General features: G+C 53.2%; 12 protein-coding genes and 1 pseudogene. 5 read left to right on the top strand and 8 right to left on the bottom strand.

Annotation, left to right across the window (positions count from 1 at the left end):
• Positions 1–23: 23 nt before the first annotated feature.
• The 3 genes from AC2FLJ_RS21795 to AC2FLJ_RS21805 are packed head-to-tail and all read right to left on the bottom strand — an operon-like array spanning position 24 to position 4,702.
• Positions 24–1,121 (bottom strand): glycosyltransferase, encoded by a 1,098-nt coding sequence (locus AC2FLJ_RS21795; RefSeq protein WP_496707632.1) that lies wholly within the window; start codon positions 1,119–1,121, stop codon positions 24–26.
• 27 nt (positions 1,122–1,148) lie between these two features.
• Complete coding sequence (locus AC2FLJ_RS21800; RefSeq protein ID WP_496707634.1) at positions 1,149–3,368, bottom strand: GumC family protein; 2,220 nt, start codon at positions 3,366–3,368, stop codon at positions 1,149–1,151.
• Positions 3,365–4,702 (bottom strand): polysaccharide biosynthesis/export family protein, encoded by a 1,338-nt coding sequence (locus AC2FLJ_RS21805; RefSeq protein WP_496699921.1) that lies wholly within the window; start codon positions 4,700–4,702, stop codon positions 3,365–3,367. The genes AC2FLJ_RS21800 and AC2FLJ_RS21805 overlap by 4 nt, the downstream gene beginning before the upstream one ends.
• Positions 4,703–4,931: 229 nt before the next feature.
• On the opposite strand from AC2FLJ_RS21805, the gene AC2FLJ_RS21810 reads away from it, so the two are divergent.
• Positions 4,932–7,427, top strand: a complete 2,496-nt coding sequence (locus AC2FLJ_RS21810) for a condensation domain-containing protein (RefSeq protein WP_496699920.1) — start codon at positions 4,932–4,934, stop codon at positions 7,425–7,427.
• Positions 7,428–7,674: 247 nt separating this feature from the next.
• Here AC2FLJ_RS21810 and AC2FLJ_RS21815 read toward each other — a convergent pair whose 3' ends face one another.
• Positions 7,675–7,860, bottom strand: coding sequence for a hypothetical protein (locus tag AC2FLJ_RS21815; protein ID WP_496707636.1), 186 nt, complete (start codon positions 7,858–7,860; stop codon positions 7,675–7,677).
• Positions 7,861–7,932: 72 nt separating this feature from the next.
• Between AC2FLJ_RS21815 and AC2FLJ_RS21820 the strand changes: the two genes are divergently transcribed.
• Positions 7,933–8,958 (top strand): glucosamine inositolphosphorylceramide transferase family protein, encoded by a 1,026-nt coding sequence (locus AC2FLJ_RS21820; protein WP_282169652.1) that lies wholly within the window; start codon positions 7,933–7,935, stop codon positions 8,956–8,958.
• A 221-nt stretch (positions 8,959–9,179) separates the two neighbouring features.
• Positions 9,180–10,601: a glycoside hydrolase 5 family protein gene (locus tag AC2FLJ_RS21825; RefSeq protein WP_496707638.1), complete on the top strand. Its 1,422-nt coding sequence runs from the start codon at positions 9,180–9,182 to the stop codon at positions 10,599–10,601.
• On the opposite strand, the gene AC2FLJ_RS21830 is transcribed toward AC2FLJ_RS21825, so the two are convergent.
• On the bottom strand, positions 10,596–20,438 hold the full coding sequence (locus tag AC2FLJ_RS21830) for an amino acid adenylation domain-containing protein (RefSeq protein ID WP_496707639.1): 9,843 nt from the start codon (positions 20,436–20,438) through the stop codon (positions 10,596–10,598). The two genes, AC2FLJ_RS21825 and AC2FLJ_RS21830, sit on opposite strands and share 6 nt — an antisense overlap.
• Positions 20,439–20,997: 559 nt before the next feature.
• Between AC2FLJ_RS21830 and AC2FLJ_RS21835 the strand changes: the two genes are divergently transcribed.
• Together AC2FLJ_RS21835 and AC2FLJ_RS21840 are read left to right on the top strand one after the other, a co-directional pair.
• Positions 20,998–22,530 (top strand): cryptochrome/photolyase family protein, encoded by a 1,533-nt coding sequence (locus AC2FLJ_RS21835; protein WP_496699916.1) that lies wholly within the window; start codon positions 20,998–21,000, stop codon positions 22,528–22,530.
• Between the two features lie 532 nt (positions 22,531–23,062).
• Positions 23,063–23,743: a DUF2520 domain-containing protein gene (locus AC2FLJ_RS21840; RefSeq protein WP_496707644.1), complete on the top strand. Its 681-nt coding sequence runs from the start codon at positions 23,063–23,065 to the stop codon at positions 23,741–23,743.
• On the opposite strand, the pseudogene AC2FLJ_RS21845 reads toward AC2FLJ_RS21840, so the two are convergent.
• The 3 genes and pseudogenes from AC2FLJ_RS21845 to AC2FLJ_RS21855 all read right to left on the bottom strand — a co-directional run.
• A pseudogene (locus AC2FLJ_RS21845) lies at positions 23,708–23,866 on the bottom strand (type II toxin-antitoxin system RelE/ParE family toxin); the annotation flags it as partial. The gene AC2FLJ_RS21840 and the pseudogene AC2FLJ_RS21845 sit on opposite strands and share 36 nt — an antisense overlap.
• 56 nt (positions 23,867–23,922) lie before the next feature.
• Complete coding sequence (locus tag AC2FLJ_RS21850; protein ID WP_113791875.1) at positions 23,923–24,186, bottom strand: type II toxin-antitoxin system ParD family antitoxin; 264 nt, start codon at positions 24,184–24,186, stop codon at positions 23,923–23,925.
• A gap of 160 nt (positions 24,187–24,346) precedes the next feature.
• Positions 24,347–24,662, bottom strand: a 316-nt coding sequence (locus AC2FLJ_RS21855) for an ATP-binding cassette domain-containing protein (protein ID WP_496699914.1), incomplete at its 5' end; no start/stop codon positions are given.

Genomic DNA, 24,662 nt, shown 5'->3' on the forward strand with positions numbered 1-24,662 from the left:
ATAGGTCAAAAACAGCGAAGCGCTTAGACGGCCCAATCACTAAGGACAGCGTCAACGACGTTGGAGAACTCACGTCGAAACCGTTCTGCACCGAACCCGCTTGCGTGTTCGCTAATGTCGCCGGAATTAAAATGCGCGCGTTCAAACCGATGAATAGTCTCCACAATAGAACTGCTTGATTGATCGTCGAAGAACAGGCCTGTACGGCCCTCAATAACACTGTCGCGCACACCGCCTTGGCCGTAGGCCAACACAGGTGTCCCGCAGGCCATGGCTTCGACCGGGACAATACCAAAGTCTTCTTCGGCTGGGAATATCAACGCTTTCGCAGTCTGATACAGACCCGGCAAGTCTGCACTGGGGACCCGACCTAGCAACCGAACATTTGGAGGAAGATTCTGCTCTAACTCGGACCGCTGGCTACCATCACCTACGACAACCAGTTCCCGGTCGAGATCACGAAAGGCCTCGATGACCAAGTCCGCTTTTTTGTACGGAACCAGTTCAGAGACAAACAAGTAGTGGCTGCGTTTATTGGTCTCGTCAGGTAGGTGGTAGGCATCAAGATCGACCGGCGGATGCACAACCTGTGCGTCACGATGATAGTAACGCCGTATTCTCTGTGCCACAAAATTGGAATTGGCCACAAACTTGTCGACTCGGGCCGCAGTGCTGACATCCCAAATTCTAAGCCTGTGCGCGAGATGCGAAAAGTACATCTTTTCAATCCGTGACAACCGCTTGCTGTAGGCACCGTACTGATCCCAGATGTATCGCATCGGTGAATGTGCATAGCAAATATGAGGCGTACCCGGTGGTGCGATGATACCTTTGGCCGGCCCACTTTCGGATGAAATGATCAGGTCATAACCCGACAGATCCAGTTCTTCGAGTGCCCGAGGCATAAAAGCCAGGTACTTTTGATAGTGGCGTCGCGCGCCCGGAAGCCTGGCGATGAATGTTTCATGGATGGGACGGCTTTTTAGCCGAGGCGACAGTTTGTCTGGATCGGCAACATGCGTGAACAGGTCAGCTTGAGGAAATAGGTTGACCAATTGTTCCAACACGTGCTCGCCACCGCGCATACCAGTCAACCAATAATGGACAAGGGCAACTTTCATAACATCACTGTCTTACAAACACTCAAATCAATAGTTGTACTTGTACGAATAGCTCCCAAGATCACGCGCTGCTGCATCCTGGCGACGTACCATTGTCATCACCGTTCCAAACACCGGTTGCCCATTCTCCTCCAACCTCGCAATCGAGCTAAGCACCACCTTGGCCGGTGTCTTGCCACTACGCACGGCGACCAGGGTTGTGTCGGCATGTTTGGTCAGCAGAATTGCATCTGACAAATACAGCACAGGCGGCGCGTTTACGATGATGACGTCGTAGCGAGCACTTACTCGGCTTAACAAGCCAGCAAACAGATTAGACGACAGCAAATCCGCCGCGCTCGCGGTTTCAGACGATGGTGAAATGACATCAACGCCAGCCAGATCGGATCGGATGGGTAAGTCCTTAATCTTTGCATTTCCATTAAGGTATTCCACCAAACACGGCCCGTCGGACGGTAGGTCCAATGTTTTTCGTACATCCGGATGCCGAAGGTCAGCATCCAACAACAAAACGGATGTTTTCGAAGTGCTGATTGCCCGCGCCAAAGCACAACATAGTGACGATTTTCCTTCTGCCGGAACAGAAGACGTAATCATTATTACTTTGGGCTGACGGGATTTCCCCAGCCCGAACAGGCTCGTGCGAATGGTGCGCACGTTCTCCATGAACTGTGATTTTTCCACGCCTGACAGTTCTTGTCGCAGCCATCTGTATTTGCTTCCAAAATGCCGGACGTATGGGATCAAAGCCAGATTGCGGCGCTGTGTCAGTGCTTCCAATTCATCCGCTGTGTTCACCGGCGACCGCGCCAGATTTCGCAAGAATACGAAAGCAGTGGCTGCAGAAAGGCCGAAAACAAAGGCCGCGATCATGTGCAGGGTCTTGCGCGGACCAGAGGGGACAGACGGAACCTCGGCCTGACCAATAATACGCGCTTCTGGAAGCTGGAAATCCGCCTGTGCGCTGGTTTCCTTGAAGCGCGAAAGAAAGTTTTCGTAGACTAGACGGTTGGCATTCGCCGCCCGTTCCAGTTGCCCTAAACGTACCGAGGCCTTGGCCAGTGAATCCGCCCTCTCAGATACAACGGCGATCTGGCTCCTCAAAGCGTTCTCTCGATTGGTGGTCACGATAACGTCACCCCGCATTTCTTCGATCCTACGCCTCAATTCGGTATCAATCGATTGGTCAATATTCGCGATTTGCGCGTTAATTCGAACCATATCCGGATGCCGACGCCCGAGGGTGCTAGCCAATTGAGCCTGATTTGTCGCCAATTCTGTTCTTTGCTGGGTCAATGTTTCCAATAGCGGTGAGGTCACAACGTCTGATACTGCGCGTAAGCCGCCAAGATTTTGTAGCGCTTTAACCTGAGAGAGGCGCACTTCAGCATCCGCGCGCTCGGTTGAGCTGCCGACCAATTTAGTATTCAATTCGGCCAATAGCTGGCTGATGCTTTCTTCATTGCCATCCGCGATTTCGATCATCTCGGCCTTGAAATCAACCACCGCTGCGTCTGCAGCTTCAAGTTGAACGCTCAATTCAGCCAACCTGTCAGATAGCCAAGAATTGGCGCGCAATGTGGCATCCATTTTCGAGTCAAGCTGACTGTTAATGTACCGGTTTGCGATGGCGTTGGTTATGTCTGCAGCAAGCACCGGATCGGTGCTCTGGAAACTCACTCCAATCACATAGGACACCCCAATCTGCGTTACAGACAGATTGTCTCGCACCGCACTGATAATCCATGAACGTAGCGTTTCTTCGGGTAATCGCGCAGCGACCACATGTGGCGGATCGTCTCCGCGCAATAGACGTTTGGCCCGGCCGAATAGGCCTTCGCTGCGCTGTTGGCGGGGGTCGTATCGGGGATGCTCCAACAAACCCAATTCGTCAACAACCTGGCCAATCAGCACGTTCGACCGCATCGTCACGACCTCACCGGCCAGGACCGAGCTGTTCAGATTAAGGTCAGAAACCACTTCCTCGACAGGCGATACACTTTCTTCGCGCGTGTCGAGAATGATCTGCGAATAAGCGGTGTAAGTCGGAGGAATAAAGAGCAGATAAATGAACATCGCTACGGCGCACCCGATGGCCGCTGCGGAAATCAATCGTGCATTAACCCGTAAAATCGAGAACAGATACATCACGTCGATAGATTGGTAAGCTAGGAAACCGGCATTCGATTTGGCAGCGCGACCCACTTCGCGCGGGTTGGACGACTCCGGGTTTCTACGCACATTCATTGTAGTTCACCCAACGTTTCGGGTGGTTTCACCACGATAACCAGTAAGTCGCCCGGCGAAAGCTCGTCCCCGGGTCGCAACAGTAGCTTGCGAACCCCGTTGTCTTCGCGTCGGCGCACTTGGAATTCGAGCAGCATTTCGCTCTCCAAACCAGAGGCCGCATTCATCCACTGGTCCAAAAGCCCCAATCTGTCTTCGATAGAATTTCTGTTTGAAATCAGCTTCTTGATCTCGTTCCAGATCCGCTGGGATTCGTTGAGCCGCTTCTGCTCCAGATCCGAAGCGAACTGGGACAATCGTCCCTTGAGAGTTGCAAGTTGCACCAATGCCTCGGACTGTCGCTCGCGTTGATCCAACAGACTGCTTTCTGCCTGGGAAGTCTTAAGCTCAAAGTCTCGGACATCAAATTTTGGGATCAAACCTCGGGCCGCCAGATCAATCATTCTCTCCAGTTCTGTCTGAGAAACATCCACAATCCTTTGCTGCACGACTTCGCGCTGCCGCAGGATGGCGATCTGGCTTTCAGCTTCGGACACGGCCTGCGTCAGAAGCTCATGTTGGGTTATCGCATTCCGCGTCTCCAACGTGATGACCTGATCTTCACTTGCTTTATGTTCGTCAAACAACTCTCGGTTCACTGCCGGGCGCAGGTCTGGCGGCAGGTTAGACCAATTCAAACTGTCCTCGCCTTTCAACAATGCCTGAGCCCGTGCATATTGGGCGGCCGACAATGCAAGATCGTATTCAAGGCTGTTCAACGTGCCTTTCAGATTTCTACGCTCTAGAACACGGGCTTCTTCGTTGTTTGCAGAAATCGCTGGACCCCCAGCCAAACCGACGGCTTGTTCTGCAGTCATGAAAGGCTGGTAGTCGAAGTTTCCCGGATTCTTAACATCCCCCAAAACCGAAATCGGCCGGAAACTTGCAACCGAAAGCTCGATCAAGGGGTCCACAAAAATTTCATTTTTTACGTAGGTGCGATGAATTAAATCCCTCGCATCGCCAACCGCAATAGAAGATACCTGTAGACCGCCGATGTAAGGTAACTGCACCTCACCATCGAGGCCTACAGTAAATCGCTGCGGTGGTTCATTATCATCGAGAATATCCAGCTCGAGCTCGTCACCCACGTTTATCAGATATCCATCAAAGGTTGTGGCCCGGCCAATACCGCCGTCCATCACTGCGCTTACAAAAACGGAAACAGCGCACAGGCTACGCACGAGATTTCGCGCGGAAGCTAAATCAGAACCCTTAAGCCAAATCATCGAATCGCTTACAACTAAATAACAACTGTCACATGATAGCGAATAATTGTGCCCTGTCAGGAGCATTTCACCCCGTGAGTTGCGAAGTGCGGGCTTAAACTTATGATTGTTGTACGGCGCCTGTAGTATTTAGCGAGTTTTATTTGACTCGCGCGACTGCGGCAGAGAAACTTGGATTGTGTAATTAGTACCCGCATTTTGCCCTGTTCGCCGCATGCCGGGAGTTTTTTGGCTCGAAATAGCTTGCGAAACGTTTTTCCGCGTCCAGGGTGATTGGGTTTAGCGGAGCGATTTTATGAAGGCATTGAAGCAGCAGCAGATAGTCGGAACCTTTCCCACTTCTGTTACCCAAAAACGGTGCTGGTTTATGGAGCAGATTCACCCCGGTAATAAGGGACTGAATCTAGCCATACGGTGGGAATTGCGAGGACCGGTAACCAGCGACATGGTTCAAACTGCGTTCCAGAAGATCATCGACCGGCATGAGATTTTTCGAACACGTTTCGTAGAACAAAACGGGGAGCCTGTGCAGGAAGTCTTCGCACATGTTGAATTCAAACTCGATCTCGTTGATATCCTTAATGTCCCCAAAGCCGATCGCGCAGAGCGAATTAACTCGATTGCCATTGCACATTCAGAACAGCCATTCGACCTGTCTGAACCCTGTCTCTTTCGCGTTGCGATGGTTCCAATGGAAACTGAACGCGCAGCTCTATTGATTTCGGTACATAACAGCGTGTTCGACGGATACTCCATCGGTGTCCTGGGTCATGAACTGGGCGTACATCTCGAAGCGCTGCAGACTGGTACCGATCCTGATCTGCCAGAATTAACACTGCAGTACGGTGACTTTTCTATGTGGCTTTCTGATTACGAACAGAGCGGTGCCATGGATGAAGAGGAAGAGTACTGGAAGCAAACCCTCGGTGGCATGGAATATTTCGAACTGCCGCTTGATCGACCGCGTGCGGCCTCAGAGCCCGAGCCGAAGTCATTTGCCAGGGAACTTCCGCAGGACTTCGAAACCAACCTTTCTGAAACCGCAAAAGAGCTGGATACCTCAGTCTTTGCCCTGGGCGTTTCCGCTTTCAGCACGGCGCTAGAACGGTTTTCGTGCCGCAATGACGTAAGCTTTGCCATCCAGGTTGCAGGCCGAACAGAAATAGATTTGGAACCACTGATCGGGATTTTCACTAATCCCATCGTCATGCGCCTCGACATTGACGCAAGCAGATCAGTAATCGATCAAGGTCGCGCTGCTCGTGAGGTCGTAAATGGCGCCCTGGCACACCAGACATTGCCCTTCGATAAGCTGGTTCAGGTACTAAACCCACCGCGAGACCCGTTACGTATCCCGTTGGTTTCGATCATGTTTAACCTTCAGCGCGTTTTCTTAAACGAAAGGAAATATGGCGATATAGAACTGGTTTCGGTTCAATCACACTCACCTGGTACGCTTTACGATCTCAATGTAAACATTATAGGTCGAAATTCAGGATGGCGTCTGGCGATAGACTACAATGCCAATCTGTTTGACGAGTCCACTATTCAGGCGTTTTCGGACCTTTTGCTCGAGGTGTTCCAAGCCTTGATGCGACGCGACCCCGCTCCGACCTCAGCGATAGCAGCAAATCGACCCACTAAGGTAAAAAACCCTCCGCTAAACCTGAATGGTTTTACGTCACTTGCAAAGCCAACACCGTCCCCGAACAACGTTAAACCTCGACTGGCCTCCTTGTGGTCCGACATTCTTGCGCTGCCTGTTGATCACGTCAACGGAGATTTCTTTGATCTGGGCGGTTATTCCGTACTGGCTTTGCAAATGTTGTCGCGCGTAGGAGAGACTTTCGAGACCAGACCAAGTCTGCACGCGTTTTTGAATGATCCGACTCTGGACGGGCTGGCCAATCTACTGGGACAGACCGAACCTGTTGCAACAAAGCATCCAACGCCTCGAGACGAAACAACGCCCGATTCAATCTGGTCTCTGGCCGAACTCAAATCCGCGCCAGAAACCGCGCCCATCTTGCTGACGGTTAATCAACCATTCCTTTATCAATCACTGGGCAAAGAGATCGGAGCAATTTGTGCTGTTGCCAATATCGGTATTGCTGATCGGGCGCAGCTCAATGCGCTATCTCAAGCCGGATTCGACCCGGCGATTGACGAAGCGGCATCAATTGTTCAAGCCCGATATTCAGGGCGCGACATACTTTTGTGCGGGCTTTGCGTCGATGGTCGTGTCGCGTTTCGGCTAGCTAAGCAACTAACTGCTTTAGGCGAGCGGGTGCGTTGTGTTGGTATGATTGACACTTGGGCCCCCGGCGCAATTGGCAAGTTTACACGGTCTCAACGCATACGCGATAAATGGACCATTAGAATGCGCAGGCTTCGGTATTACCTAAGCCTACGGTGGCGTGGAAAGATCAGTACAACAGATCTCCTCGGTCAGAACGATTTTGCACAGCGTATTCTCCAAGCAACAGGGCTCGCACCACCGGCGTCTCCAACCGAAACGCTGGTCGACGACACCGTGGATGCTTTAGTAAGTCAAACGCGGGCCTACAGCTTTGAACCATATGACGGCGAAGTTGTTCTCTTTATCACAAGATCTCAGGCCATGGTTCCTGACGATGGCGTATTGGGATGGTCGGAGCTGCTTTCGGCGGACACAGCTGTCTATCCGGTGAATGGCTGGCATGGTGACTCCCTCATGCGATCGGGCTTTGGCCGAATATCCGAAGTCTTCGATGCGAAGGCACGCCGATTGGAGAGCGACAGTGCAAAATGAAAAGCTTAAAGTCGCACTGGTAACACCACCGGGACTGCTAGGCTTGCAGGATTGGCAAGCGATATTGATCGACCGATTGCGAAATGATCCCCGGTTTGAAGTTACGGGTCAGATTGTTGGCGGAATTGATCGGCGGGACCGTTCAGGAACACTTTTGATGCGCTTGTTAATGCGGGCCGAACAGGTTCTGGCCGCGCGACGTATTCTGCCTTATGATACTCAGCCGGCCGCAGATTTCCTTAGCACTCTACCGGTCACCCAAGATCAGGCCGACCTTGCGCTTGCGCTTGGCCCCGCTTCGCTGACAAAGTATCAGTTGGCCCAGCTCCGTTTCGGAGAATGGGCAGTTGCATTTGGCGGTATGAGCGACCCATTCAAGGCTGCCATGACAACTGGAGCGGGCCGCGCCCCCCATGTCCAGGTCGAAATCCATTCGAGATCCTACGAAGACCCAACTCAACGGGTTTTTCGGCAAACCAGCTACAACCGCAAACCTGGCAGTGTTTTGACCGGAGCCTTTGTAGCTGAAAAGTCGATCCTCTTTCTGTTCCATGCAATGAATGAATTGGCAGAGCGTCGCATTGTGCCTGAAACCAAGCAGCTTCCCGAGGCTACCAAGGCAAAACCTGACTTTGAATCCTCTCTCGTCTATGCATTCAACCTTGTAAGTGACGTGTCAGAAAAACTGAAATCTGAACGTCTTGCACGAGCCGGACAAATCAGAGAGTCTTGGCAACTTGGTAGCTCATCCGGTCCGGTCTCAGGGTTTCATCCACGAAAGGCAAAAGGCCTGCCGCGATCGTCTTGCATAATGGCCGATCCCTTCCTTTTCGAGCATCAAGGGCAACAGTGGGTTTTTTTCGAAGCCATGAATGCCGAAGATATCAATGGTCGCATAGAGGTGGCGCGTCTGGAAGGAGACTGTCTTACCGAACCCGTTACCGCGTTGAAGTGTACTTATCACCTTTCTTTTCCTTTCGTGTTTCGGGCCGGAGACTCAATCTTTATGATGCCCGAAACCCAGGCAGCTAAACGCCTTGAGATATGGCGTTGCACCAAATTTCCAGAAGAATGGGAATTGCATGCCACAGCATTCGAGGGTCAGTACTTAGCAGATTCCAGCATGTATCTTGGGGATGATGGGCGGTGGTGGTTGATTACCAACTTATCTGATCATTTTGCTTTTCAGGATCATTCCAGCGAACTGTATCTGTTTGAGGTCGATGGCCCGGATCTGAAAACGATCAAACCTCATCCAAAAAATCCTGTCGTGTTTGGGTCAGACTGCGCCAGAAACGCAGGGGCGATCATCCGGCAAGGGGATCGGCTATTCCGGCCGTCGCAAAACAACAGCCATGGCGTGTACGGTTTTGGCCTGAACCTCATGGAAATTATCAAGCTTGACGAAACAGAGTACGAAGAGCGGTTTATCCGGCAGTTCACGCCCAAGGATCGACCTGGTGTCAAAGGCATGCATCATCTGAGTGTTGCCGGTGGCCAGATCGTGATGGACTGGAGCAGCGCAGAATGAAGTGGAAACTCGCGATCTCAGTTGTGTTTCTGGCGGGATCAGCCATCGCCGACGAAGATGGGTTCAACCTTGGCGTACAAACGCATCTGGAACAGGGATGGAGCAGAGCCGCCCTCGATCTGGCGCAAGATCTGGGTGCGACGCACCTTCGTGATGAGATTGGGTGGGCCACGGCGGAACAACGACCAGGCGTTTACAATTTTGCGGTCGCGGACAAGTACATGTTGCCGCTGATTGAAAAAGGTATGGTACCGCTTATCGTCATCACCGACAGGAATCCTTTGTACGACAACGGTGATACGCCGCACAGTAAGGAGGGTCGCGAAGGTTTCGCCGCCTGGGTAAGCGCCATTATCAGCCACTATGGAGTCGATAATTTAAAGATCGAAATCGGGAACGAATTCAACTCGAGCGATTTTGTCAGAGGTCCATTTACCCAGAACCCACCGGCATATCTGGCTGCACTGGTTCGAACGGTACACACGCGCCTGGAGCAGGATCATCCCGATGCCAAGATCATCTGCAGCGGCTTAAACACAATTGCGATCGGGTTCTATCGTGAATTTTTTCGTCAGGGCGGCCTGCAAGCCTGCGATGCGATTTCCGTGCATCCTTATCGCGACAACCCCAATACCGTCCTGCCAGAACTGAATCGTCTGAAGGCCTTGATGCAGGAATACGGTGGAGAACGCCCTATCTACGTAACCGAGTTCGGCAATTGGTTTGAAGATCAGAATGATGCACCTGATTACATGATCTTGATGGTGACACAAATGGCGGCATCCGGGATAAACGACGCGTATTGGTATGCGTTGCTGGATGAGCCTTGGTGGCCCAATATGGGCTTGCGTACGCAAAACGCTGAAAAACGAAAACCCGCAGCGGACTCATTTGAGTTTCTACAGCGTGAGCTCCTGCCATTCGGCCGTCCTGTCGCAAGCGAAACGATTGAACCAGCGCGGATCTACGAATTTGGAAAAAACGGTGAAGCTTTCGTCGCGTGGGGCAGCGGCGTGCTCGAAGTGAAAGGAGTGGCTGAGTTTTTTGATGCTCGCGGCCGCCCCATTGATCCTGTGAACACTCTGACAGATTCGCCAATTCTGATCATTGGACAGAATCTGAGAGTCGAGTTGTCAGTACAAACAGTACACGCGGACACGCGATACCAGTTCAATCAGGCACCGTGGAGCTACTTTGCCAGACGCCCCAGCATCGGTCTGGTTCCGCTGGAAATCATCGATTGGTATTGGCCGAGCTACCGCGGCGCACCTGATCTTTCGCCTCTTCGCATCACTGACGACGGCGTGACGACCGCGCGGTTCAATGGCAAACCTTACACCGCCATAGAACGATTTACTGCACAAATGGATGGTCGATTTATAGTGAATGGGCAGTGGAAAGCCTCCTCAGAGACCGAACCATCGCGCCTGTTTATCTTGCACAACGGAACACCTGTTCACGAGGTCGAGGTTACAAATGATGGCTATTCTTTGCCCGAGATTGGATTGGAATTGCAATCTGGTGACACGGTGGATTTCGAAATCGTACCTACTGGCCCAAATGGCGATGGATCCGTAAAACGCCGGATCAAGATATCAGGGCCACCCGTTTCGCATCCGGGTGATTCTGAAAATCGCTTATAGTCCCCGGCGGGCACCACGACGATAGGATTTCAGCGAAGGTTTGCGCGGTGCGCTGTCCTCCTCTGCCCGATTGTCAGCAAATGCGGCAAGGCGCGCAATTGAGGGGTATTCCAATAGGTGTCTCGCCTCAACGTTCAAATCAGCATCGATCATGCGCGCGGCAATACGGAATACTGTTAAGGAATCTGCGCCCAACGCAAAAAGGGTTTGCGACGTTGAAATTTGATCGATACCCAGAGCGTCTTCCCAGATTTTTGCCATTTTCTTTTCCGTCGGCGTACTGGGCTCAGTGTACAATGCGGTGACTGTCGCAACAACTTCCGGATCAGGCAGAGCTTTGCGATTCAATTTTTCGTTGCCGGTTTTGGGCAAATTACTGAGGAATACCCAAGCAGTCGGCACCATGTAGTGCGGCAGCCGTTCGGCCAAAGCCGTAGTCAGGCTTTCCGGTTTGGGATCATGTCCTGGCTCGGCAACGACATATCCGACCAACTGCTTGTCTCCACGCGGCGAAGGACGCAAAGTCGCGGCGGCCGCCTGAACGCCGCGCACCGCGCGCATTGCCGTTTCAATCTCTCCAAGCTCGATGCGGAAACCGCGCAATTTGATCTGCCCATCATTGCGACCCAACACTTGGATTGTGCCGTCGACCAAACGGCGGGCAACATCGCCAGTCTTATACAAAAGACGTGGGTGCCCGTTCAGGGACACTTCACGAAATGCTGCTTGTGTTAGATCGTCGCGTCGGAAGTACCCCTTCGCCAACCCTGTACCACCAATGTTCAGTTCGCCCTCAGCCCCGATTGGCAACGGCTGGTCGTCAGGACCAAGCACATGCAATTCGGTATTGGCTATGGGATGACCAATCGTAATCAATTCGCCCGAATGAACCTTTGAAACAGCAGACCAGATCGTGGTCTCGGTCGGGCCATACATGTTCCACAGATCCGCGCCGCTTTCCATCAACCTCTCTGCGAGATCGGCTGGCAAGGGTTCACCGCCCGCCAACATGGTCAAACCTTTGTCAGGCCGTAACCCAGCTTCAAGAAGCATGCTCCACAGCGTAGGCGTGGCCTGAATATGCGTGACATCGCCACGCTTCAAGCGTTCGACCAATCGGAACCCGTCCAGAACGTCTTCTTGTGCCGCGATAACCACTCGACCACCCTGCAGCAACGGCAGGAACAGTTCCAGAACCGAGATATCGAACATCGTTGTAGTCACTGACAACATTACCGATTGCGGGTCGAAACCGGGTTCGTACGCCATAGACGTCAGGAAGTTGATCACCGAGCGATGGCCGATCTCAACCCCTTTTGGCGTGCCGGTAGAACCCGAGGTGAACATCACATACGCCGTTGGATCAACTCTATCTGCGATGATCAAAGGAATGCCACCCGCTCTTACTTGACTCATCTGAAGCTCAGGCAGATCAAGACCTTCAGCGCAGTCGGGTAGATTGGCCTGATCGTGCAGGACGGCAGAAACATCTGCCGTCTCAAGTATCATGCGCAGCCGCGATGCGGGTTGAGCGGGATCAATCGGCACGTAGGCGTTGCCGCTTTTCAGAACGCCGAGCAAAGCTGCCAGGCATTGTGATGACCGAGACATGGCCACGGCAATCCGGCCGCCGGACCCGCGGACAAGGGCCTGGATGTCAGCGGCGACCGCATCACTTAGCCGGTCAAGTTCCGTGTAGCTGAGCTGTCCCAGATTATCCTCAACTGCGATCGCGTTTGGATAAGTTTTGGCAGTTTCCGAAATTAGCCTGTCGAGCGTTGTCGCCTGTGGCAAAGCCTCGCTCGTTCGATTCACAGTCTCCAGCATCCACTCGAGCTCGTCGGCGGGCTGAACGTTAACCTTAGACAGAGGGCGCGCGGAATCCTCTGCCAGTTCGGAAAGAACTGTCTCAAAGTACTTCAACCAACGCATCACCGTGTCTTCGTTATAGACGTCAGTGTTGTAGTCGACATCCACTCGCAGACCGTCGCGACGTTCGATCACGTTAAAGAACAGGTCGAAATTCACAGCTGTTTTAGGGTTGGGTGCCGACGTCATGCTAAGCGGGCCCATATCTACGGCCTCGCCCAGTCGTTCCAGATTGAACTGCACTTCTGTGAGCGGCAACCGGTTCAACGTGCGCTCGATATTCAGATCGCGAACGAGTGTTCCGTAGGTATAATCCTGGTGGTCAAATGCATTCATAACCTGATCACGAACCTGCGTCAGAAAGTCAGCAACCGAAGCATTCCGGTCTTGAACGGCGCGGATCGGCAGAAAATTGACGCAGTGACCAACCATTTCGTTGTTGTCCAGCAAGGCCTGCCCGCCGGTTGGCACCCCAATGACCAGATCATGAGACCCGGTCAGCCGTCCTAATACAATCTGCAACGCGGCAAACAGCGTTGCAAACAGCGTGCAACCTTGCGCGGCACCGGCCTTACGTGCCGCTGACGCGACATCTCCCGATATGCGCGCCGTGCAAGTCGCACCGGAGAATGTTTTGATTGCAGGTCTAGAATGATCTGTTGGTATATCCGGCAATTCAGTAGGTTCTGAATATTGTTCTTCCCAATAGGCGCGCGTCGCCGGTCGCACATTTTTACCGGATTGAGTGACGGCATAGGCAGCGAAAGACGGGGCCGGCGGAAGGTTCGCCGGCGTACCCGAAACCTCTGCTTTGTAAAATGCCACCAGGTCCGAAGCCAGTACGTTGTATGACCAACCGTCGCATACAATATGGTGTGCATTGATGATCAGAACATGTTCTTCCGCCGACATCCGTGCAACGAAAGACCGTATGGGAGGCCCCGAAATCAAGTCGATTTCAATCGAAGAGTCTTCGCGCACGAGGCTGGCCAACGCAGCCTCTGAATCTTCTTTGTCACTCAGATTATGAAGCGTAAGCTGCAGTTCGAATGGATCGACAATGTTGAACGTCTCACCGTTTTTGGCAAAGACCTGACGCAACCCATCATGCCGTTCAATTACACGGTTAAGCGCCCGTTGTAAGGCGTCTTGGTTCAATGAACCCGTTAGACGGAACGAGGCGCTTTCATTGAAACTGCACGACGCTTTCTCTCCCAGTTGACTGGTCATCCAAACTTCGCGCTGTGCTTCGGTCAGGGGGATACCTTCGGTTGGCGGTTTGGCTACCGGCGTTGTAGCGACGGGTTTGGCTTTCCCGTCGCCGACAAGGATACCAACGCTTCTGAGCGCATCGACGGATTGTTCAAACGCGTTCACAACCGCATCGAAGTCCTGTTCAGTATGGGCAGTCGTAAAGAAGCAGGCATACCCGACCTGAACATGGATACCGGCCATCTTCATGAGCGGGTAAAACAGGGCGGCATTGGGATCGAAGTCCATTAGTTTTGGAACAAACCAGCTTGAATAGCTTTCGACCAATTGCGGTAACCCGCGCGCTACAAGAATGGCATTCATCCTGCCGACTGCATCAGCCGTCCAGGCGGCCGTGCGCTGCCAAAGATCGGACCCATTGGTGCCCATATGTTCTAGCGTTGCGTCCACCGCGGCAACAATCAACGGATGACGAACGAACGTTCCTGCAAAGAAGGTTGGAGAAACTTCCGGGACCGAGTCATCACCGAACTGCCACATGCCGCCGTCGAGTGCATCCATAAACCGGGCTGAACCCGCCAGCATGCCAATTGGCATACCGCCTCCGATTACCTTGCCGTAGGTTGCCATGTCGGCCTGGATATCCCACTCGCCCTGCATTCCCCGGGCACCAACCCGGAAACCGGTCACAATTTCATCCATGACCAAGGCCGCACCGCTTTCGTGTGTGATATGGCGCAGTTCACGCACAAATTCCTGAGGGCGCAGGTTTGGGTTCCGGCTCTGTACTGGTTCGACAACAACAGCAGCGACTGAGCCAATATTTTCGCGAATCCAGTCGATGCTTTCTGGCGCGCCATACGGCAACACAACCATGTTGGACAGGCTCGAGCGCGGAATTCCCGGTGCAATCGGCAGAGCCGCAGGGTCGCCACCACGTGATTTGCCTTTGACCAATACTTCGTCGAACTGGCCATGGTAGTCACTGCCAAATACCACGATCTGGTCGCGGCCTGTTACCGTTCGTGCAATGCGCATTGCTGCCATCACAGCCTCGGACCCGGTGTTGCAGAAGGTAGCACGCTCATGACCTACAAATTTTGCAAAGCGTTCCAGAACTGGGCCGGCGAGATCACATTGCGGTCCAATTGCAAAGCCGCGTTCCATCTGTCGTGATACAGCATCAATGACAAAATCCGGCGAATGGCCAAAAGCTATAGGCCCGAAACCACTGACCAGATCTATGAATTCATTACCATCGATATCCCACAGGCGCGCACCTTTAGAACGATCGGAAACAACCGGGAACACCAACTCCTTCCATTCAGCGCGAAACCCAGCTGCCGTGCGCGGGTCGGCCATCACAGATCGGTAGGTCTGTACATACTCTTTGGATTTGGCGTGCCGCTGGCTGTAACTTGTTGCCAAGTCCCGCGCAAAGGCCAGTTGCTCGGACGTGAGGTCGCCGCCGGCTGCATTGGTTGCACGTCCAATCGAAAAGGCGCCTTTGCTCGCCGCATTTTTGGGCAGCGCAGGAACTGCAGGTTTAATCTCTGCCTCGACTTTTGGTGTACTGGCCACAGCAGTAGGTGCCGCTGTCTGAGCTCCAGACAAAGCCTGAAGCTGTTGTGCAAAAAGTGACTGCATAGCAGCGACCTGCGCCTGCATGACAGCAGCGACTGACCCATCACCAATCGGCGCGGCGGGCACTACTGATGGTGGCAATACCGCAGGAGCCACGGGTTCCGTAGCGCTTTGCGTGACCGTTTGTGTGGCCTCCGGTTCAACCGAGGGAACAGCCGTTTCGGGGGGTAGGCTTTCATCCAGGTAATCAACGAGCGCCTCAGCGGACGGATAGTCGGACATCAATTGCCGGAATGTCAGATCGATCCCGTAATCAGCATTCAATTTTTGGGTGACCTGTCCGAGGAACAAGGAGTCAAACCCAAGTTCCAAAAACGTTGCCGGTGCATCTTCTGGCCCCAGATCTTCACCAGAAACTTCGCTCAAAATGGCTAGAATCTCACTGATCAGGCGCGGCTTGCGCTCAATCTGTTCTTGTGAATTGGATGTCGGCATAGAAGAGAACTCACTTAAACTTGAAACAGGATTTACGGTTGCCGTGGTCGGTGCGGATGACGAGGAAGTTGCTGCTCCGGTGGAAGGCGCTGGCGCATCGACCCAATGCAGTTTGCGTTGGAATGGATAAGTTGGCAGAGGTACGCGCCGGTTTCCGCGCGGACCCAGCTTGTTCCAGTCTACATCGACGCCACATCCCCACAGGCAGCCCATTGCAGCGGCCATCGCGACTTCATCCGTTTCTGGACGGGTGTGATCCGGCAAAGACTGTACCACCGCAACCGAGGCATCCCGCGGCAATGTTTGGGTGCTGAACGCAGATAACGTGTTCCCAGCGCCAACTTCGAGCAACGCGACTGGATCTTCGGTCACGAGTGTCGAAACCGCGTCCGCAAAATTCACCGCTGCTCGCGCCTGGGTCGCCCAATATGACGGGTCTGTGCATTCATTCTCGGAAATCCAACCGCCCGTTACACAGCTGACATATGGAATTTTCGTTGGTTGCAGCGTTTTTTGAGTGGCCGCTTCCAACAGGCCTTCACACACCGGATCCATCATGCGTGAATGAAACGCATGAGAAGTGTGAAGACGTGTACACGGGATACCGGCCTCTTTCAGTCGATCTTCAATCGACGCAATTGCATCAAAGTCTCCGGCCAATACGTTTAAACGAGGCGCATTGCGCGCGGCGACATCGACGGTATCATCCAGATAATCCTCCAGAGCCTCAAGCGGCGCTCTAACGGACAACATCGCACCGCCTGGCTGATCCTGCATCAGTTGGCCTCGTTTCGCGATGATCGACAACCCGGTTTCAAAATCCATGACGCCACCCAACGTGGCGGCGGTGAACTCGCCAACCGAATGGCCAATCATTGACGCTGGGCTTATGCCACGAGCCATCCACAGCTTTGCACAGGCGTATTGAGTCAGGAACAAAGCAGGCTGAGTCAGGCGGGTTTCGCGCAACGCACGCGCGAGGTCCTGGTCACTGGCGTCTGCGAAACACAGCATTGTCTTTACGTCTAAGCCAAGAACCGGGCGTAATATTTCCGCACCTTTATCAATCCACTGCGCAAATTCAGGTTCGGTTTGGTACAGACCGCTGCCCATGCCCGGGTACTGAGATCCCTGACCCGGGAACATGAATGTTACAGTTGGGTTGCCCTGCATCGCGGGCTTACGGATAGCGGGTGCAGCGCGTAAGGTTTTGGCGACCTCTTCAGGATCCGAGCCCGCGACAGCCTGACGATACTCAAAAGCGGCTCGTCCCTCTTGCAAGGTATAGGCCGCATCCGCCAGTCTCGGCGCGTCGGGTTTCTCCAAAGCATCCGCTAAGTCACCCTTCATCTCGGCCAAGGCTTCCGGCGTCTTCGCCGAAATGACAACCGTTTGAACGGAAGCAGTCTCAGCGTCCTGCACTATTTGCGGTGCCTCTTCCAGCACCAAGTGGACATTGGTCCCTCCCACCCCGAAAGAACTGACACCGGCGCGCAATGGTCCATCCGACACCCAGTCCGAGAGGGAACTCGGAACCCGGAACGGAGTACCTTCCAGTTCTATTCTAGGGTTCAGACCGGAGAAGTTTGCCACAGGGGGAATCTTGCGATGGTTCAGCATCAGCGCTGTTTTGATTACGCTGGTTACGCCGGCAGCCGCATCCAGATGACCGATATTGCCTTTGACGGACCCGAGCGCACAGCCCCCTTCGACAGCTGCTTCGCCGAACGCCTGACGCAGCCCACTAATTTCAATTGGGTCCCCGAGAGGTGTCGCGGTTCCGTGGCATTCGACGTAAGTCACACTTTTAGGTTCGATTACAGCATCTTTGTGCGCTCGGCGAATTGCATCCGCCTGACCGCGTACCGTTGGTGCCGTGTAAGATATTTTTTCGGCACCATCGTTATTGATACCGCAGCCCAAAATAACCGCATGGATGTGATCACCGTCTGCAACGGCATCTTTAAGTCTGCGCAATACAACAACCCCGGCACCGTGCCCGAAAACCGTTCCGCTGGCTTCAGCGTCAAATGGTCGGCACGTGCCGTCATCTGACGACAACCCACCTTCTTGCGCGATGTATCCACGCTTTTGCGGAAAGGTGATCGAAACGCCTCCGGCCAAAGCCATGTCGCATTGGCACGCACGCAATGCCAACAATGCCTGCGAAATCGCGGTCAGCGACGTCGAACACGCCGTCTGTACCGTCATCGCAGGACCGTGCAGGTCCAGCTTGTACGACACCCGAGTTGCTAGGCAGTCCCCAATATTGCCGGTCAGTTCAGAAATCTTACCGGTCTGATAATTCGACATATACGCCTCGGCTGCCTGACGGTCGGCCAATATGTTTTGAATCAGATATGTGGTCGACGACGACCCCGCGTATACGCCCACCGGCATGCGTGTCCGCCACGGGTCGTGACCGCTGTTTTCCAAGGCATGATAGCAAATCTCAAGGAACACTCGGGCTTGCGGGTCCATAGTTGCCGCCTCACGGGCGTGCATCGTAAAAAACTTGGCATCGAACATCCCTGCATCCGAAAGGATGGGGCGGGCCGCTACAAAACTGTCCGATGCACGTTGTTCAGGCGTGAAGCTATCTTCAAGTTCGCCCGACGAGAATGGCCTGATCAGATTATCGCCGTTCTGAATGTGCTCCCAGAACTCATCAAGAGACTGTGAACCGGGCAGTTTAGCTGCCATGCCCACAATTGCGATTGCATTCTCAGGTAAGTTCAGGTCAGCCCGTTCCTCAACTCCTTGTTCTGGCTCCTGAGACGACAGCGACTCGTTTCCACTCACTTCGATCGCGGCTATCGCCTCGGACAAAGGGCCCAGACGCGGGACTTCGAACATGAGTGTAATGTCGAACCGTACGTTTAAACGTTTCATCACTTCTGCATGGACACCAATTAATTGCAGAGATGTTCCCCCAGCTTCGAAGAATGTTGCGCTTGCATCCAACTCTCCGCAACCCAATGTCTCATCATAAATCTTCGCAATAGTTCGTGCGATCTCGGCAGCGTCTAGCGGTTTACGGGTTGATTGGAATATTGGAGTTCGGGTTGACTGGAAAATTGGCCCAGTGTTGCCGTTGCTTTCCAAGTCCTTCGATTCGACGCTGTCGACCAACGCTTTTCGGTCAATCTTGTTGCTTGGGGTTAATGGAAAGTCTGCCACAACCCGGTTCGTCCGAGGCAGGGCGCCCTCCGGCAAGGCCCTACCGAGTTCGGCCATAACCTCGCGGACGAAGGCGCGTTTATCAGCAGGCATATCGCCTGACGGTTTCAAAAAGGCTGTTATGCGTTTTTCACCAGTATCTGCCTTGGTCAAAGTAACCGCAGCATCCAAAATCATCGGCAATTCACGTAGGTGATGTTCAATTCCGTCCAGTTCAATGCGACGACCACCAATTTTTACCTGTCGATCGACACGCCCTAGAAATTCATAGACACCATCGTCGCGCTGCCGGACCAGATCTCCTGTCAAGTACACTTGTCCGGTGTGAGTCGGGCGCGGATCTGAAATAAAAGACTCGGCCGTCCGTTCGGGTTTGTTGAGATAGCCAAGTGCCACACTCGGTCCCGCGGCAACTAGCTGCCCGACCTCTCCGGCCCCCAGTTCGTTATGGTTTTCGTTCACGACGAAACAGTCGCAGTGACCAGTCGGCACGCCTATCGGAATTGTACCACCAACAAGGTCCGCTTCGGTGACGACGTGCATCGTGGTTAGGGCGGAGTTTTCTGTGGGACCGTAACCGTTTATGACTTCGATTCCGGGATGCGCATCTTTGAGACTACGAACATGTGAAGGGGACAGCACATCACCCGCCGCACCAAAACGGCGCAAACTGCTTAGCGCATCAAGGTGATGTTCGATCAGCAGATGTGACATTCCGGTGTAAAAGAACGCGACACTTACACCATGACGGGAAATAGTTGCGGCAAGCTTGTCCAATGCCGGCTTGGGCTCGGCCACAACTGCGACCGACCCTCCGTTCAAAAGCGCAGGCCATGTTTCCCAAGTGAAACCGTCACATGCAATGGTCGAACTCGCCAACGTTATGTCGTTGGGAAGGACTTGTCCGATTGGTTGATCAAAGCCGAGCCGAACGATGGACCGATGAGGTAACACAACACCTTTTGGCTGTCCGGTCGATCCAGACGTATACATTATGTAACACGCATCCAGACCAGTTCTGTTCGGAAAGTCGCGCTTCTCATCGGGATCAGAATTCAATAGGTCGAGCGCATTCAGACTTGCAACCCGGTTCGAATTCAGTTCATCGGCAATGGGCTTGTGGTGCTCCTCCCACAGGATCGCGGATGGTTTGGAATCCGCAATAACGTACCCTGCTTGCTTTATGTCATAGGCTGGGTCCAATGGCACAAAGGTCCCGCCCGCACGCATGATACCGCACATGGTTAGGATTGCTTCGGGCGTGCGATCCATGATCATCGCCACGTTGTCACCCGGAGAAACACCTTTTGACATCAAATGCAGGGCAATTCTATCGGCGGCATCTGCAATTTCCGCGTACGTGTACCCCCGATCGTCACCGATCAGCGCGACCTTGTTTGGTACGATAGCGCACACGCGAAGCATGCTTTGATAGAGGTCCAGCGCAGGATCAAAATTCAAAGAACGCAAAGACCTGACGGCAGAACCATTTAACATATCAACCCCTAAAACCGACCAAAGGGGGTTATCGTAGCAAACAGTGCAAAATAGGTTGCGTCTTTGACAATTGCCCTACGAAATTTGCGCTACGGCCCCTCAGGTCAAATACATCGGCAAAACAAACGAATTCGATGTAGACAAGCGTATTGTATGCCTTTCTGGCTGTCGACTGCAGGCTGCCCATGGCAGCATCAAAGAGTCGCTGTTGGTCGAATGAACTGGCAATCTGACCTGCATGACTTTGAAAAATAGATAAAAATTTGCAGGAGGATGCAACAAAGTCCGTTTGAGCACGTCTTTGGACGACTCGCGTTTAAGTTCCCAAAACCCACCAATCTTCTTTCCATCCGACTATTTATTCCCACCCCGACACAATCAGATCAGTCTGAACCCTCAATGCGGGAATTTGCGCTTTTTTGCCCAGAGTCGATTCTGAGCCGTAAAGCGAAAAAGAGAAACTTGGCGAAGGGTTCTACGCTTAACTTTTTCGGACATTTTGAGACGATGCTGTATTGTTAGGGTCGCCTTACGGCACGAAAGCCCTACCCTCTGCCTCATGACCGAGCCCCTTTCCTGCACACAATACTCGTCTTTGATTGTTGTGCTTGGTGATCAACTCTCAATGAATATCTCTGCGCTGCGCGCGGGTGATCGGGACCGTGACACAATCTTGATGGCCGAAGTCATGGAGGAAGCTCGTTATGTGCGACATCACAAAAAGAAGATTGCTTTCGTTCTTTCCGCCATGCGCCATTTCGCGGCGGAACTTAAGTCGGACGGGTGGACCGTGCGCTACGTTCAATTGGATGAGCCGGACAACACGCAAAGTCTGATCAGCGAAATCGCGCGAGCGAAGCACGATCTAAGAATTAAGCGCACGATCGTGACCGAGCCCGGAGAATACCGTCTGGTCCAAGAGTTCGCGCAGTGCGAAGGGTTGGAAACGGTAGCCGATGATCGGTTCCTTGCCAGCCATCATGACTTTCAAACCTGGGCCGCAGGTCGCAAACAGCTTCGGATGGAATACTTCTATCGTGAGATGCGCCGCAAAACCGGTCTGTTGATGTCGGACGGTGAACCTGAAGGTGGCCGCTGGAACTTTGACGCCGACAATCGCAAGCCCGCCAAAACTGACTCTTTCTTACCTCGCCCGTTGGTAGTGGAGCCGGATGAGATCACGCGGGACGTTTTGGCGTTGATAGAAGCACGCTTCCCTGACCATTTCGGAAAGCTGGAACCGTTCTGGTTTGCCGTCACGAAAAAGGGCGCCTTGGCGGCATTGGATCATTTTGTCGAACATGCCCTGCCAAAATTTGGAGACTACCAGGATGCGATATTAAAAGGCGCGCCGTTTCTGTACCACTCGGTCCTAGCACAATACCTAAACGTAGGTCTTCTTTCCCCGCTCGAGATTTGTCAGCGCGTTGAACGGGCTTACTACGACGGCCACGCACCTTTGAACGCCGTTGAGGGGTACATTCGCCAGATAATAGGTTGGCGCGAATTTGTACGAGGAATCTATTGGTTGCGAATGCCTGGCTACACACGGTCAAACTACCTGTCCGCACACCGCTCTTTGCCTTCGTTTTTTTGGACAGCGGATACTGATATGGCGTGCATGGCAGCCGCAATCGTACAGACTCGGGACGAAGCATATGCGCACCACATTCAGAGGTTAATGGTGACCGGAAATTTTGCCCTGTTGGCTGGAATTGATCCGGTTGATGTGCACGAATGGTATCTGGCCGTTTACTCCGACGCCTATGAATGGGTCGAGGCTCCAAACGTGATCGGCATGAGCCAGTTCGCCGACGGGGGTCTGTTGGGGTCAAAACCATACGCCGCAAGCGGGAATTACATCAATAAGATGTCCGATCACTGCGTCTCGTGCAGGTACGATGTTAAACAGAAAACCGGCGATGGCGCATGCCCGTTCAACCCACTTTATTGGGATTTTCTGGCGCGAAATGCCAACCTACTGCGCGGCAATCCCAGACTGGGCCATGCGTACAGAACTTGGGATCGAATGACCCAAGAAAAACAACAAGAGTATCTAAACAGTGCCAAAAGGATATTGGAGCGACTGTGAACCGAACGAAAGGAAGACCCATGCCAACTGCCAAATTCAGACTGACGTGTTAAGCGCCTCGCTGCGATGACGTCTGATCCGATAATGTCCACTAAGGTTAAACGCATCCAAGTAGCGACGTACTCCGAATTACAGTCGGCCCCTGCACTTCGACCACTCGGCGTGGCATAGTCCATTCGAGACCAATACTTAGAAGGCGCATTCATGTCCGAATTTACTGTAAACCTGATCGGAGCGAGCCGGGTTGGGCAGACATTGCTGACCCTGTTTAATGTGTTGGATTATTGCCGGGTACAGGATGTTTATAGCGCCAGTCAAAGCTCGGCAGAAAAAGCGGTTCAGCGGGCGGGCGCGGGTCGTGTCGCAACTGATTTATCAGAAATGCGAGCTGCCAATCATTGGATTATCACAGTCTCCCCGCACACAAATTTCTGTCGTTGCATCTGACCTCATTACAGCGCGTTTGGCAAAGGACCGCTCAGCCGAACGATCCATGGCCTTTCACTGCAGCGGATTTCTCTGCGCTGATGAGATGGCCTTATTGCGAAAGCTGAACTGGCGTTTGGCCAGTGTGCATCCGGTCCTATCATTCGTTGACCCCGATACGGCAAAAAAACAGTTCCGAGGCACTCTTTGCGGTTTGGAAGGGGACGCCGATGCTTTGTCGATCCTGCAACCTCTGCTGGAACGGCTCGGGGCGGAATGTTTTTTAATCCGCTCCGAAGGAAAGAGCCTATATCACGCGGGAGCGGTGATCTCGAACAACTTTGCCGTAGTACTGCAAGCCATTGCGCGTGAAGCCTGGGCTGAAGCGGGTATTGCGGACCATATCGTGCCACAGTTGAACTCTAAATTACTGGAAGGCACAGCGGAAAATGTCGTTGCTCATGGACCGCGACACGCATTGACGGGCCCAGCGGCGCGTGGGGATGAACGGGTAGTGGCCTCTCAAGGCCGCGATGTGGCAGATTGGCATCCACAGGCCGGAGTCGTCTACCGAGCCTTAAGTGACATGGCCGGGTTATTGAAAGTAACTGGTGTAACTAACGCCTCGGTTAAGTCTTCAAAGAAATATGTGCTATTTCCCCCGGGCTTCGGCCCGCGTGATCCAATCGGCACCGGCATAGGTGATCGTCAAAACGTGGACTTCCCGCAAGTCTTCGTCGATCGTAAAAACAATAACCGCACGCTTCGCCGCTGGAATAGCGCGTAAACTTGGTAAAACATGATCCCTTCGCGACCCCTTGTGCGGCAACGTCTTTAAACCCTGGGCCACACGCGCAATCTCATCCAGTTTGCGCCTTGCCACCCGGGGTCCAGCGTAGTCTGTTATCATCTCTACAATCCGGTTTAGGTCTTCCGAGACTGCAGGATGGTAACGCAGGCGATAGGTCACTCAGCGGAATCCAGTCTACGTAGCGCTGTCGCGAAAGCAGTCTCGTGATTAACAAATTCCTGGCGCGGAGTTGCGGCACGACGGCGGATTTCTTCGGCCATCGCCTCAAGCGCAGTTTCACGAGCCTGCTCATCCTCGATCATCCGTTCGACAGCAGCTGCCACGGCAGCAGAGGCCGACGCATACACCCCCTCACCCACTTTTTCCTTGAGAAATTGGTGGTGCCTATCTGTAAAGCTGAGTGTGGTTTTGACGGTCATCGCAGCGTCCTTTCACGGTAATACTTAGTCATACCGGCTTGCGAGTCAAGCCAGCGAAGATGCGATTCAACATACCCTTTTTCAGGTCAGATATCCGGTCACGTCTTGCGATTTTGCCTAGGCAAATGTGTGCCTGGGCCGCCGTGGCGTGTTATTTCGATCAACTAGTAAAGCTCATTTCACTCTCCAGAAATGCTTCAGGGCTATCCACTTCCTCAAGTTTGCGACCAATGATCCACCAGAACCGGTTGCCAACGTTTCTCAGAAAACTCCGGTCGTGGCTGACCAGCAAACAGGACGCGCCGTGGGTGACCAATTCGGCCTCCATTGCCTCTTGACCTTCGATATCCAGATGGTTCGTCGGCTCGTCCAGCAGATAAAAGTTCGGGTTCCTAAGCCGCAGGACCAACATCGCCAACCGCGCTTTTTGTCCGCCGGACAGCGCCTCGATCCGGGTGTTCTGCATTTGGAAATTG

The organism is Ruegeria sp. CDSA034, from assembly GCF_059612275.1.

What these genes read in the sequence shown, in the direction of transcription:
- AC2FLJ_RS21795 (WP_496707632.1), bottom strand. Translation starts at nt 1,121, where the DNA reads ATGAAAGTTGCCCTTGTCCATTATTGGTTGACTGGTATGCGCGGTGGC.
- AC2FLJ_RS21800 (WP_496707634.1), bottom strand. Translation starts at nt 3,368, where the DNA reads ATGAATGTGCGTAGAAACCCGGAGTCGTCCAACCCGCGCGAAGTGGGT.
- AC2FLJ_RS21805 (WP_496699921.1), bottom strand. Translation starts at nt 4,702, where the DNA reads ATGCTCCTGACAGGGCACAATTATTCGCTATCATGTGACAGTTGTTAT.
- AC2FLJ_RS21810 (WP_496699920.1), top strand. Translation starts at nt 4,932, where the DNA reads ATGAAGGCATTGAAGCAGCAGCAGATAGTCGGAACCTTTCCCACTTCT.
- AC2FLJ_RS21815 (WP_496707636.1), bottom strand. Translation starts at nt 7,860, where the DNA reads ATGGATTTCGACCTGGACATGGGGGGCGCGGCCCGCTCCAGTTGTCAT.
- AC2FLJ_RS21825 (WP_496707638.1), top strand. Translation starts at nt 9,180, where the DNA reads ATGTTGCCGCTGATTGAAAAAGGTATGGTACCGCTTATCGTCATCACC.
- AC2FLJ_RS21830 (WP_496707639.1), bottom strand. Translation starts at nt 20,438, where the DNA reads ATGTTAAATGGTTCTGCCGTCAGGTCTTTGCGTTCTTTGAATTTTGAT.
- AC2FLJ_RS21835 (WP_496699916.1), top strand. Translation starts at nt 20,998, where the DNA reads ATGACCGAGCCCCTTTCCTGCACACAATACTCGTCTTTGATTGTTGTG.
- AC2FLJ_RS21840 (WP_496707644.1), top strand. Translation starts at nt 23,063, where the DNA reads ATGGCCTTATTGCGAAAGCTGAACTGGCGTTTGGCCAGTGTGCATCCG.
- AC2FLJ_RS21850 (WP_113791875.1), bottom strand. Translation starts at nt 24,186, where the DNA reads ATGACCGTCAAAACCACACTCAGCTTTACAGATAGGCACCACCAATTT.